Origin of the sequence: Methanobrevibacter curvatus, assembly GCF_001639295.1 — an archaeon.
In the GTDB taxonomy this organism is placed as follows: Archaea; Methanobacteriota; Methanobacteria; order Methanobacteriales; family Methanobacteriaceae; genus Methanoflexus; species Methanoflexus curvatus.
The window spans coordinates 20,495-34,916 of the sequence record NZ_LWMV01000042.1; the positions used below are offsets into that span (position 1 = coordinate 20,495).

Here is a 14,422-nt window from a genome sequence, read left to right on the forward strand (position 1 = left end):
ATTATAAAAAATTTTCCATATTTTTTTAAAATAATTTTCTTAAGTTAAATTTTTATTTATCTTTTTCAGGTTCCTTATCCTCAACATTTTTATCTTCATTGCTTATGTTTTTAATTAAATTTTCATTGTATTCTGCATAAAAACCATCTGTATCTGCATAAATAGCTTTAAAACCATAATTTTCAGCTTTTTTCATTGTATTTTGAATAAATTCCCTACCCCAAGCAGTAATTGATTCAGCACACTCATTAGAATACCATCTAAATCTTAAAAATCCGTAAATTCCATACATAGTATTTGCAAGACGTTTCAAAGCTTGCTGTTGAACATCTAAAGATTTTTTTTCTTGTTTATTTTCAGTTTCCTTCATTGCCTTTTTTAATTTGAGTCTTTCATTTAGTACATTGCCTATAACAGATGGAATAAATCCAACTGGTTCTTTTGCAAATCTATGACATTTCTCAGGAGAAATATTAAAATATTCATCGTTGTTATATTGTTCAAGGTTTTTTGAGACAATATTTTCAACATACTCACCAGTATAAGCATTTTTTTTAAGTAATACATCAGGAGAAATATTTTTAGAAATAATAATACTTGGATACAAACTTCTAAAATCAAATTGGACTAAATTTTCGTGTAAGCCTTTTTCTGGTTCTTTAACATATCCCCCTACATTTTGTTCCTTATTTCTTCTAGATGAGCTTGATGGTACAGGTTTATTAGGAACAATTTCATCGTCTTCAAATGCTTTACGGACTAAATACCATTCTGCTTGTTGACCAGTAGCCATTCTAGAAATATCAAAAAATGGCTGTCCTACAATTTTCGTAAGTTCCAAAGATAAAGGCAATGTTAATTCAGCTATTTTTAATGTAGAAACAACATCATCAAGAGAATAATCAAATAATTTGACTAAATCCTCTCCATCACTATCCCAAAACTGCCAAATCTTATCTCCAGCAACATCAATTTTTTCCTCTCCAAAAAGCTCTAAATAGACCCTTTCTAAGGTGTATCTATCTAAACTGATATATCTCCTCATTAAAAGATAAAGATCAATGTGAATTAGCCCTTTAAAACTTCCTGCATTTCCATATCCTCTTTTAATAAAATTTAAATGAGAGCCATCCATTCCTAAATCTAATTTAATATTATATATTTTAGCTCGGTCTTTTAGATAAGGAAAATCAAAATTATCTGAGTTGTAACCAACAATAATATCTACATTTTCTTCTTTAACAATTGAGATAAATCTATTAATCATTTCTTCTTCAGAACCAACAGTTTCAGCAAAATCTAAGTCTTTGCCTTTTGTTGATATAACCTTATTAATTCCTGTGTTAGATGAAACACCTATCATTATAATTTCATCTTTCTCTGAGTTGGGCATTCCATGGGGATTATAAACTTCTAAATCAAAACAAAGAATTCTAAAATCAGAAATATTTTTATTTAAAGATTTAGGTGGCTCATTTAGTTTAAAAATTTCAGCATCACTGTTAATTGTTTCAAAAGAATTTAACACTTCTCCATTTATTTCCAACAGGGACATTGGAAAAATATTATTGTTTATTAGATAACGCCTATAAAATGGAATATCATGTTCTCTTATGCCATCGACAGAATCTAAAGAGCGAATTTCATCTCTAAGTCCACTAACATGGCGTGGATGGATGAAAATAACTTTGAGAACTTCTGTTTCCACTTGAAAAATTTTTTTTCTAAGAATCTCAAAATCCTTAATTTTATAGCTACCAATACCTAAAATTTCATTTCTTGCTTGATCAATATTCTGAGAAATTACATAGATATATGGCTCAAAAGAATCATCAATAGCAACTAAATTTCTTTCATAAAAATTATTATTATTATTATTATTATTATTATTATTATTGTTGCTATTACTATTATTGCTATTATTATTACTATTATTGCTATTGTCAGAATCACAAGATTTACTTTTTCCAAATAAACGAATTACAGGTTCTTCATTGATTGTAATATAATCTATATCAAAAAGAACAAAATTTCTTCTTTCCATGAAAATACTATGTTTTTAATCTTTAATAAAATATTGTATATAAATATCTAAAAATGAAAATTTAAAAAAAAACTAGAAAAAAAATAAAAAATAGAAATAGAAATAAAAAATAAGAATAAAAATAAAAAATATAGTCCTGAAAATAAAGTTTAGAAGTAATAATTTTTTTTTAAAACTTCTATATTCGCCTATTAATTAAATTAAATAATTATAATAAATATTTTTTTTATATAATAAAGTATAAATGAATATTTTAAAAATTAGATACAATATAAACTTATTTTTTAAAATAAACAAATATTTCAACAAACCATTAATTCGAAAGTTTTCTTTCAAGGCTATAGAAATAGAAATAAAAAATAAGAATAAAAATAAAAAAAATGAAAAATATCAGAACCAAAGAAAAAATTAAATAAAAAAATTAAAAATATATTAATTTAAGTCATCTATTTGGTCTTCTTTGTATGATTTAACTATAGCATATGTAATTCCTAAAATTAAAGGACCTAAAATAAATCCAGTTATTCCAAAAATAAGTGGACCAGATAAAAATCCCAAAAGTAGAATTAAAGGGTGAATATCTGCATATTTACTACTCAAAGCAGGTCTTATGTACATATCACTTAAACTTAAACCTAAGCCAAAAATTAAAACAACAATAGCTCTTGGATAATTAGCAGAAACTAAATCAGAAATAAATAATCCAAAATAAACTGGCCATGGTCCAATAATTGGGATTAATTGCAATATTCCAGTTAAAATTCCTAAAAATAAGGCATATGGATACCCTAAAATAAAAAATCCAAGGCTTGCAATAATGCCTATAATCAGCCCTGTTAAAAAATGGCCATAAAAAATACTCTTTAAAACAACTTCAATATTCTTAACCATATTTTGAAAAAAGAATTTTCTGGATTCAGGAATAAATGCAAATATATATTTATTTATTTTATGACCATCTCGGGTAAAATAAAAAGTAGAAGCCATTAAAACAAAAATTTGAAGAGAAATTAAAGGAACAGACTTTAGTAAATCAATAAAGTAGTTAAAAACCATCTTAAAGATATCATTGATTAAACTTCCTAAAGTTAAAATAATTGAATTAGTAGAATTTTTAAAAGAGTTTGGAAGATATCCTTGAAGAGCAGAGGTCAATTCACTAGAGAATGAAGATACGTCATAGTGAGTTAAAAAAGAATATGCAAATTGACCAACAATAGTTAAAAAGTAAATCAAAATGGCTAAAAGAGGAATTAAAATAATTACAACAGCTAAAATTATTGAAATATTGTTATATTTAAGCTTAGATTGAATTTTACGAGCTATTGGTCGAATGCCATAAGCAATTATAGCCCCTAAAATTAACATGTTAACAATAGGAGTTAAAACAAAAAAAGAAATCAGCAAAAGAATGGCTATTATAAATAATGGAGATCCTACACCATTTAAAATTTTATTCTTCATATCCTCACCATTACCACAAATAGAAAAAAATTTAAAACTTAAAAAGAGAAATAGAAAAAAATATAAAAAATTATTTTTATAAAAAATAGATTATTATAATGTAAAATATTAGATTAATTAGAAGATTAAATTGAAAATATTAAATTTAAAATAAAATTAAAAAATTAAAATAAAATTAAAAAATAGAAAAAATTTTGTTTATAAAAGAATAAAAAATTATTAAAAAGGATTATAATAAATTAAAAAGCATTATAATAAAAAATTACTACAATTAAAACAATTAATTAAGAGAATCTTAAAATAAAACAAAATGCAGCCAATATAATTGTAATAATAACTATTTGTTCAGGAGAAAGCTTTGGTCCTGTGCTTTCTTCATCAAAATATCTAACTAAACCTGCTCCAGTTGGAGGTAATGCATTTTTATCTTTTTTTGCCATAATAACACCATGAATAAAATTCAATAATATAATTTAAGAATAATAAATATTTTAAAAATAATAATAGTTTTAAAATAATGATAGTTTTATAAATAAATAATTAGGAAATTATTAAATAAATTAAAAATATAAAAATAATTTAAAAAAATACTTTAAAATTAATTTAAAATAATTTAATAATAATTTAGATAATAATTTAGATAATAATTTTAATAAGGATAATATATTAATTATACTTAATATAGTTTTCGATTATTTCAAAAATCATTTATAATTTAATAAAAAAATTATTTTATAAAAAAAAATATATAGAAGTTTTAACAGATTATATATCATAAATAATTTTAATGTGAAAAAAATGGACTACTTTGAAAGACTAGAAAAAGAAACTATAAATTTATACAAAATAGCTGAAGAAGCAAGAAGTAAAGGATTTGATGCAGAACTACATACAGAAACTCCATTAGCAAAGGATTTAGCAGAAAGAGTAGAAGGGCTTGTTGGACCAAAAAGAATAGCTAAAAGAATAAAGGAGTTAGAAGTAGATGAAGATGGAAATAAAACTCAAAGAGAAAAAGTTGCATTTACAATAGCTGCTGAAATAGCTTCACAAAGCCCTGATGATATGTCTGATGATTTAAAAATTGAATTTAATGAAGATAAAAGTGATATTAACATCAAAGAATTTTTAGCTCAAAAGGGTTTAAGAGCAGGTTTAGCTATTTTAACTGAAGGAGTGGTTGCTGCACCATTAGAAGGAATAGCTGGTGTGAAAATTAAAGATAATTCAGATGGAACTAAATATTTAGCCGTTTATTTTGCAGGTCCTATTAGAAGTGCTGGAGGAACAGCTGCCGCTTTGGCTGTTTTACTTGGAGATAAAATTAAGGAAGCTACTGGCTTAAGTAACTATAAACCAACTGAAGAGGAAGTTGAAAGATATGTTGAAGAAGTTGAATTATATGAATCAGAGGTTACAAACCTGCAGTACTCACCAAAACCTGAAGAAGTAAGATTAGCTGCTCAAAACATACCTGTTGAGGTTACAGGAGAACCTACAGAGAAAGTTGAAGTTTCTCATAGAGACCTTCCAAGAGTAGAAACAAATAGTATTAGAGGTGGAGCTCTTTTAGCTATGGTTGAAGGAGTTATACAAAAATCAGCTAAGATATCTAAATATACAAAAACACTTGAGTTAGATGGATGGCAGTGGGTTGAAGGATATTCTAAAGATAAGGATAAGAAAAAATCAGAAGAAGAAAATAGCAAAACTTCAAAAAACAAAGAAAATGGAGAAAATAATTTTAATGTTGCTGAAATTGAGGTAAAAAAGGAACAACCAAAATATATTCAAGATATTATTGGTGGAAGACCAGTTTTAGGTCATCCTTCTGAAAATGGTGCATTTAGACTTAGATATGGTAGGTCAAGAAATACTGGTTTAGCTGCTATGGGTGTTCATCCTGCTACCATGGAACTATTACAATTTTTAGCTATTGGAACCCAATTAAAAATAGAATACCCTGGAAAAGGAAATTGTGTTGTGCCAGTTGATTCAATTGAAGGACCAATAGTAAAATTAAGAAATGGAGATATAATTCAGCTAACATCAAGAAAAGAAGCCATTAAATATAGAAATCAAGTAGTAGAAATCATTTTTTTAGGAGACATGCTAGTTGCATATGGAGAATTTTTAAGAAATAATCAAAAGCTGCTTCCAGCTTCATGGACTGAAGAATGGTGGATAGAAACTATCTTAAGAAGTGAAATCTATCAAGAAGAGGAAAAAAACGATGCAAATAATAGAATAGACATTAATGACCTTAGCAAAAAATTGATTAAAAATGAAATTTCAGCTAAAGAATCATTTGAAATCTCTAAAAAATATAAAGTTCCATTAAATCCTAAATACACTTATTTCTTTGGAGATATTAGTGTAGATGATTTAAATATTTTAATAAATTGGATTTTAAAAAATAAAGGAAAATACATTGAAGATAATGAATTTATTCTTGAAGTGTCTCCAGAAAAAAGAATTTTTGAAATTTTAGGAGTTGAACACAAAGTTGAAGATAATAAAATAATCATTAATAATGATAACGGATACACATTAGTTAATCTCTTTAAAAAAGAACTATCAAGTGAAAAATCCAAGTTTACAGATACAATTGAAGCCATCAACTCCATAAGTGATGTAAAAATAATGAATAAAGCACCATCATATATTGGAAGTCGTGTAGGAAGACCAGAAAAGTCAAAAGAAAGACTTATGAAACCAGCTCCTCATGTTCTATTTCCTATAGATACTAAGGGCGGAACAAGGCGATTTATTGATGAAGCAGCCAAACAAAGAGAAGTTAGAGTTGAATTTTCACGAAAAAAATGCCCTGAATGTTTAACAAAAACTAACAACTCATTATGTCCTAAATGTGGTGCAGAAACTTTTCCAGGAAATCCTAGTAAAAAAAATATTGGTTTAACAAGAAAGCTTCTAAAAGCAAAAGAAAATGTTGATGTTAGGAAAAGTGAGGAAGTTAAAGGAGTTAAAGGGATGATTTCAGAATCTAAACTTCCTGAACCTCTTGAAAAAGGATTATTAAGGGCAAAAAATGATGTCCATACATTTAAAGATGGTACTATACGCCATGATTCTACAAATTTACCCTTAACTCATTTTATTCCTTCAGAAATTGGAGTTACAGTTGAAAAACTTAAAAAAATGGATTATGAGAAAGACTGCTATGGAAAAGACATTGAAAATGAAAATCAAATTGTTGAGTTAAGGGTTCAAGATGTAGTTGTTTCTAAGGATTGTGGAGAGTTTTTAGTAAGGGTTTCAAAATTCATTGATGATTTACTTGAAAGATTTTATAAAATGGATAAATTTTACAATGTTAAGACAAAAGAAGATTTAATAGGACATTTAATTGTAGGATTGGCTCCTCATACATCAGCAGGAGTTTTAGGAAGAATTGTTGGATATACAGATGCACATGCATGCTATGCTCACCCTTATTTCCATTCTGCTAAGCGAAGAAACTGTGATAGTGATGAAGACTCTGTTATGTTGTTATTAGACTCTTTAATTAATTTTTCAAAGTCTTACTTGCCAAGTACACGTGGTGGTAGTATGGATGCTCCATTAGTCCTTTCATCAAGAATAGATCCTGAAGAAATAGATGATGAATCACATAATATTGATATAATGCCTAAACTACCATTAGAATTTTTTGAAAAAACTTATGAAGAGTTAAAACCTGGCGAAGCATTAGATTATATTGATAATATATCAAAACACCTTGGTAGTGAAAAACAATACAAAGACCTAATGTTTTCCCACCATACATCAAGTATTCATGCTGGACCAAATACATGTCTTTATTTAACCTTAGGTTCTATGAAAGACAAAGTTGATGAGCAAGTAAGAATTGGTGAGCTAATAAGGGCAGTAGACCAAAGAGATGTTGTTGAAGGTGTTCTCTCATCCCACTTTTTACCAGATATTATGGGTAATGTCCGTACATTTTCAAAACAGAAAGTAAGGTGTACAAAATGTAATGAAAAGTATAGAAGAGTTCCACTTAGTGGAAAATGTAAGTGTGGAGGAAATCTTACTTTGACTGTTTCAAAAGGAGGAGTTTCAAAATATCTTCCAATTGCAGAGGATTTAGTAAGTAAGTATCCTATTGATCCTTATCTTGTTCAAAGATTAGAAATTCAAAAATTCGGTATAGGTTCTCTATTTGAAAGCGATAAATCAAAGCAAAGCTCTTTAGATGTTTTTTTATAATCAACACAGCTATGCATCAAAATACTTAAATTAATTATAAATACTTATATATTTAAAACTCTAAAAATTAAGATGAATTTAATAGTTAGTAATAAATAGATATATATAAAAAAAAATTAAAATATATTAAATATATGTGAGGTATGCAACGATTATTTTTTGTAAAATAGATATCTGATTAAAATAAATTAAAATAAATTAAAATATTTGTAAGGCATTAATACAAATAGAATTTTATTAGATATTTATATTTATTTTTATAATATTAATTATTATAACTCTATAAATATGATCTTAAGTTAATTAAGCAAATTTAGAAACTTAGATTTTTGAGTTGTTGTACATCATTCATATCTTTAAAAAAAAACTAAATAGCTTGATGTTATTTTTAGAATAAAGTTTTATAAAAAATTAGTTGAAAAAAGCAAAAAGCTTCTGGGGAACTATTTCATTCTTATAATTCCAATAGGTAACATAAAATATATTAAAATCCAAAATCCCATATAACATCTATTCAATTTTTAATTCTTAAGAATTAGATAAATATGGGGACTGTTCTCTTGATAACTTTTTTTTCATAATTAAAAAAAATTTTTTCTCAACAATTATAGCATGTGAATATTTATGGAGGAAAAAAATGATCAATGAAAAAGAAAAAAGCCAGTACCCAATGTTAGTGTTAACTGGAGAAAATAGTTTGATTAATGTAGTAAAAAGTCCTGTAAAATTAGAAATTCTTAATCTTCTTGGAAATAGAAAAATGTACTTTAAAGACATTGTTAACGAATTAGGAAAAGCTAAATCCACAATTTCTGTACATTTAAAACAACTAGAAAAAAAAGAATTAATTGGAAGTGAGCTAGACATTTATGATAATAGAAAGAAAATGTTCTTTATAAATTCTAATATTTTAGCAGAAATCGACTTTATTAAACAACAAGACTTTGATGGTGAAAGAACCGAAAACTTCATTAAAAATGTTATAGAAAACGACGACCCTGAAAAAGATTTTACTCGTTTAGTATCCCACTCTGTAAGAAGCAAACTATTAGAAAATGGAATATCACTTTATCCCCTAATCTATGAAACAGGAGTAGAAGTAGGAAAAATAATATATAAACAAGTTTATTCTAAAACCGATGCAGGATTAATCAAAAATCTCATTAAGTTTTGGGAAAAATATAAACTTGGCATACTAGAAGTAGAAGAAAAAGAAGATGCCCTTCATATAAGAAACTATGGATGCTTTGAATGTGCACCTCTTCCCAAAGTAGACTACCCAATATGCTATTTTGAATTAGGTGTTATAGAAACCATTCTAAAAAATTACTACGACACAGATATAGAAATTCACGAAGAGTTATGTATGACAATGGACAGTGACCACTGCCTTTTTGTTGTAAAGAAAAATAGTGATAATAACTAAAAAATTATTATTTTTTTAGCTATCATTTTTTTAACTTTAATATAGAAGTCATAAAATATGATTTATCAGAAGAAAAACCTTTAATAATCTCTTGATTTTCTTTACTACTGTTTTTAACAGTGTAAACTTCAGCATTGATTTTATCTTTTATTTTATCAATTGATTTCATGTTTCTAGATGGCTTCATTAATACAATTGAATCACCGTTAATTAAGAAATCCTCGAATTTTTCATCAACCTTAGGCACAACAATTAATATTTCATCTTTTTCAACAAGAATTTCATTGATATTAGAAGCACATGAAGTAAATGAAGTAATTCCTGGAATCATCTCAATTTCATAGCTATTTTTTAATCTTTTATGAATATAAGCAAATGTACTATAAATAGAAGGATCTCCAAGGGTTATAAATGCAACATTCAATCCTTCATCTAATTTTAAAGCTATTAAATTACTAGCTTCATCCCAATAGCTTTCTAACTCTTTTTCATCTTCTTTCATTGGAAAAACAGGTGATATTATATCAATATCATCAACAATGTCTGAAATTAAAGGAAAAACAATAGAAAATGCTGTACTATCTTGATCTCTAGAAGCTCGAGGTGAACAAATAACATCAACTTCTTTTAAAATTTTTAATGCTTTTAAAGTTAAAAGTTCACTATCTCCAGGTCCAACACCAATTCCAAATAGCTTTCCTATTTTTTTAGTACCATTATTCATAATAAACACAAATAATTTTAAATTTAAAATCTATAAGAAAATTCAAATATCAAAAAATATCATATATTTTATCATAATTATATATTTATCATAATAATTAATTTCGTAATATACTACAATATATATTATAATGTTTTTGTTTTACTAATATCCATTTCAATAGTTTTTAACTCATCAATATATGAATTTACAACAGTATTAATAAAAAAATCTAAATTGTCAGTATTAAATATTAATACATTATTTTTATCAAGTAATTGAAGTAATCCAATGGCTTCTACATCATTAGGAGTTCCTAAATCAGTTAAATTAACAGCAAAATGAATTTTCATGGAACTAAGAGAAATTGTGGCAATGGAAACAGATAATTTCTTAGAATTTATATATAAATCATCTCCACTTCTTTTAGATAAAACACCATATTCTAATAGTTTTTCAGCAAAAATCATTACTAAAAGTCTTTGACGGAGATAAATTATATTTAAATTAGGTGTTTGAATATCAAAAAACTCCACAATAAAGTGAATCATTTTATCAGATTTAATTTCAAGACCTATATCTTCAAAATCTTTTAAATTTTCTTCATTTATATTCATTGGTCCTTTCCAAGTTATTATGGAAGAACCTTTTATACCTAAAAATTTAAAAGCCCAGTTAGATTCAATTTGACTTCCATCATATAAAATTTCTTCATATAAATTTTTATGTAATATTTCCATAAAATCACTAAATACTTATAAAATTGAATAGTTTTAAAAACCATATATCATTAAAATTTTTATCTAAAATTTTTTTAAAAATCTCTATTTAAGAATAGAATATTTATTTAAAAATATTTATTTAAAAACCTCTACTTAAGAATAGAATATTTATTTAAAAACCCCTATTTAAAAATGTTTATTTAAAAAACTATGTTTTAAATGCTTTAAAAATATTAAAAATAAAAAAAATGAATTCATACAACAATATTTTACAACAATAAAAGATTATTAAATTATTAAATAATTATATTTAACTTCTTAAATTATTCAATATAAATAGCTGGTTTGTAAGGCATAGCATGTATTGCTTTATTAGCAGGGTCAAAGGAATTATCCATATGAATTACAATTTCACTACCAACTTCTAATTCTATAAAGTTTTTAGCACCTTCCAAAATAGCTTTTTCATCAATCTGACCAACATAGGAAGTTTTAGTCATTTCTTTAGCTATTTTTTGAGCGAATTTAGAAAGTTCTTTTTTATCATCATTCAATTGTGCCTCTATTGAGGTAGCAATAATTTTACCAACATCAGGTCTTCCAATTTCATTAGCTATTTTATAAACTTTCCATTTCCAACTAGGAGCTAAATATATGTGAATTTTATTTGCATCTTCAGTAAGCAGGTTTTTAATCTGTGAAATATCTTTAACAAGAGTTTGAATTAATTCTTCTGATTTTTCTATTTTTTCATTAATTAAATCAGGGTTATACTCAGGCCAGAATGTTTCACTAACAAAACCTTTGCCATTACAATTAGACCAAATTTCTTCACAACTGTGAGGTATAAAAGGAGCCAATACTTTAATCCAATTTTTTAAAATAGTTGAAAGAACAAATATTAATTCTTCATCACTATCTTCATGATTGTTCTTATTCAATCTATTTTTAACTCTATAAAAATAATGATCCAAATCTTTTTTAAGTAAAAAGAATGAATTTTGAAGAGCTTTACGAGTTTGAAACCCTTCTAAAGCTTTTGTTGAATCTTTCAATCTAATATTCAATTGGCTAATCATCCAAATATCAATGTCTTGAGTCAATTCAACTTTTTTGATATTATTTAAGTCCAATTTAGATCCTTTAATAGATTCAACACGATTAGCAAAATCAAAGAACCATTCTAGTCTTCTTTTTGTTCCAATAAGTTCTTTCTCTCTCCAGTCAAAGTCTTGCCATGGCTCTGCAGAGGACATTAAAAATAATCTTACAACATCTGCACCATACTTTTTAATTGCTTCAGATAAAAGTATGACATTACCTTTTGAAGAAGACATTTTATTGCCTTCTAAAAGCCCCATTCCAAAAATAACCATTCCTTTAGGCCATTTTGTTTTTGGAAAAATAGCTACATGATGAAACATGTGAAAGCTTAAATGGTTAGCTATTAAATCTTTAGCAGATAAACTCCAGTCCAATGGATACCAATAGCTATATTCTTCTTGGATTTCTTTTACTAAACCATTGTCAACCTTAATTTCATTATTAACATCACGATTGAAATTATCAGAATTTAAACTATCAGAATTGAAATTATCAGAATTTAAAAATACTTTATCAAAGAAAGCATCATTTAAATCTTCTCCATCCATTTGGTTTAAATATTTAGAAATTGTATAGTATGCCATGTAAATTGTAGAGTCTGACAATGGCTCAATCAACCATTGTTTATCCCAAGGTAAATGTGTCCCAAGTCCAATTCTTCTAGAGCAAGCCCAATCTTCTAACCAGCCAATATAATAGTCAAAATTAGACCTAATTTCACTAGGAATAATATTTTCTTGAGAAAGACATTCTCTTGTTTTTTCTTTCCAATCTAAATTAGAATACTTTAAAAACCACTGGTCATCCATGATTTTTACAACGGCTTTACTACCACATCTACATACTACAGGATGGTTTGAAAAGTCATACATTATTTCGGCTTGAGAATCTGAAATCATTTTATTTTTAATTTCTTCTCTAGCAAATTTAACTTTCATTCCTCCATATTCTGGAATGTGAGAACTTATAATTCCCTTTGAGTGTTCTACTTTGTAAAGTTCTCCAGTTGCCTCTTCTAATTTAGGATCATTTTGATTTTTAACATTTAATTTTTCAATCAACTCTTGAGCAGGAATTTCACCATACTTCTTATTTGTAACAACATTTAATGGATTTATATCATCTAAAATAGATTTTAAAGAGTATTTTTTTATTGTTTCTTCATTTTCTTTTAAGTCTTTTAAAGCAATGTAGTCTGCAGGTGCATGAGCAGGAACAGAAAATACAACACCAGTTCCAAATTCTCCATCAACAAAACTTGCAGGAAGAATTGGGTGTTTTTTGCCAGTCACAGGATTGATTACAAATTTAGCTATTAAATCATTAGGATCCACATCACCTATTATTTTTAAATCTTTTATTTGATTAGAAAGATTGTTAAAAGAATCTTTTGAAATAATCCATGACGTTCCTCCAACATCAACTTCAAAATAATCCAAATCAGGATTTAACCAAAGGTTGGTAGCTCCAAAAATAGTTTCAGGTCTAAATGTTGCAGTAGGCAATATTTTTCCATCAAAGTCAAAGTTTAAAAGAGTTAATTCATTTATTGTTGCCCCTTCACCCTCTAATAAATCATGATCCCCTACAGGATTTCCACATGAAGGACAGTATTTAACTGGATGGCTTCCTTTTGAAACTAAATCTTTATCTTTAAGTTTTCTTATTTGCCATTCAATAAATTTTTGATATGTTTTATCCGTAGTTCTTAACTCTCTTCTCCAGTCGATTGAATAACCCATATCAACCATTACATTATGATATTCTTTTGAAAAATAATTAACAATATTTTCAGGTTCAGATAGTGAATCTAATTGATTTTTAGGGACTTTATGCACATTTTCATAAAGGTATAATGTTTTTGAATCTTTTTCTCTAATTCTCTTAGCTATTCCGATTACAGGAGCTCCAGTAACATGCCATCCCATTGGAAATAAGACATTGAATCCTTGCATTCTTTTAAATCGTGCAAAAACATCAGGGACAGTGTAAGTACGACCATGACCAATGTGCATGGCTCCACTAGGATAAGGATAAGCAACATTTATAAATAATTTCTCCCTATCATCAGGATTGCTTTGAAATAGCTTTGCTTCTTCCCATTTCTTTTGCCATTTCTTTTCCATATTCAAATTAAATCACCTAATAATTATAATAATCAGCACATATTTAGCAGTTTAAATAAATTAAATAAAAACTTTTCTAAAACAAAATAAATAAAAAATTTAAATAAACTAAATAAAATTAAAATAAATAAAACTAAAATAGCTGTACGCCAATTCGAAAATCAAATTTTCTAAATTTAATTAATTAAATTATATTCAAATTAAATTTATAAAATTATAATAAATTTTATTATAAAAGTAAATAGAAACATTCAATAAGATTCTATTTTAATTAATATTAATGATTATTTATTAAAAATAATTATTTTTAGGCATTTAATTATTTATTATTCTTTAAAATATTTTAATTAAATATCTATTTTAGAAAAAATAATCATTGCACATCATCTAAATAAAAAATTAATAAAAATTAATAAAAATTAATAAAAATTAATAAAAATTAATAAAAATTAATAAAAATTAATAAAAATTAATAAAAATTAATAAAAATTAATAAAAAATAAACATGATTAATATTATAAAAAGGTTTACTAAAAATTAAATTTAATAAACACAGACTAAAAAATATATAAAAATATGTAATAATGTATCAAAATATACTAT

General features: G+C 25.9%; 8 protein-coding genes. 2 read left to right on the plus strand and 6 right to left on the minus strand.

Annotated elements, in window-relative coordinates:
* Nucleotides 1-52 precede the first annotated feature (52 nt).
* The 3 genes from MBCUR_RS01410 to MBCUR_RS01420 all read right to left on the minus strand — a co-directional run bounded on the left by MBCUR_RS01410 (nucleotide 53) and on the right by MBCUR_RS01420 (nucleotide 3,948).
* The gene (locus MBCUR_RS01410; protein ID WP_067089298.1) at nucleotides 53-2,044 is read right to left on the minus strand and encodes a DNA-directed DNA polymerase; all 1,992 of its coding nucleotides are present in this window, start codon (nucleotides 2,042-2,044) and stop codon (nucleotides 53-55) included.
* 432 nt (nucleotides 2,045-2,476) lie between these two features.
* Entirely contained in the window at nucleotides 2,477-3,508 is a 1,032-nt protein-coding gene (locus MBCUR_RS01415) for an AI-2E family transporter (protein WP_067089300.1), read from the minus strand.
* Nucleotides 3,509-3,792: 284 nt separating this feature from the next.
* Nucleotides 3,793-3,948 (minus strand): preprotein translocase subunit Sec61beta, encoded by a 156-nt coding sequence (locus MBCUR_RS01420; protein ID WP_067089303.1) that lies wholly within the window; start codon nucleotides 3,946-3,948, stop codon nucleotides 3,793-3,795.
* A 358-nt stretch (nucleotides 3,949-4,306) separates the two neighbouring features.
* Here MBCUR_RS01420 and polC point away from each other — a divergent pair, with 358 nt between their 5' ends.
* Nucleotides 4,307-7,738 carry a DNA polymerase II large subunit gene (gene polC, locus MBCUR_RS01425; RefSeq protein WP_067089305.1) on the plus strand — a complete coding sequence of 1,144 codons (3,432 nt, stop codon included), beginning with the start codon at nucleotides 4,307-4,309 and terminating at the stop codon, nucleotides 7,736-7,738.
* A 637-nt stretch (nucleotides 7,739-8,375) separates the two neighbouring features.
* Nucleotides 8,376-9,164: a V4R domain-containing protein gene (locus tag MBCUR_RS01430; RefSeq protein ID WP_067089309.1), complete on the plus strand. Its 789-nt coding sequence runs from the start codon at nucleotides 8,376-8,378 to the stop codon at nucleotides 9,162-9,164.
* Nucleotides 9,165-9,186: 22 nt separating this feature from the next.
* On the opposite strand, the gene cobI is transcribed toward MBCUR_RS01430, so the two are convergent.
* From cobI to leuS, 3 genes are all read right to left on the minus strand, one after another.
* On the minus strand, nucleotides 9,187-9,888 hold the full coding sequence (gene cobI / locus MBCUR_RS01435) for a precorrin-2 C(20)-methyltransferase (protein WP_067089312.1): 702 nt from the start codon (nucleotides 9,886-9,888) through the stop codon (nucleotides 9,187-9,189).
* A gap of 125 nt (nucleotides 9,889-10,013) precedes the next feature.
* Nucleotides 10,014-10,607, minus strand: a complete 594-nt coding sequence (locus MBCUR_RS01440) for a DUF366 family protein (RefSeq protein WP_067089314.1) — start codon at nucleotides 10,605-10,607, stop codon at nucleotides 10,014-10,016.
* 305 nt (nucleotides 10,608-10,912) lie between these two features.
* A complete protein-coding gene (leuS, locus tag MBCUR_RS01445) occupies nucleotides 10,913-13,819 on the minus strand; it encodes a leucine--tRNA ligase (protein ID WP_067089325.1) in 2,907 nt (968 codons plus the stop codon).
* Between the last annotated feature and the right edge of the window lie 603 nt (nucleotides 13,820-14,422).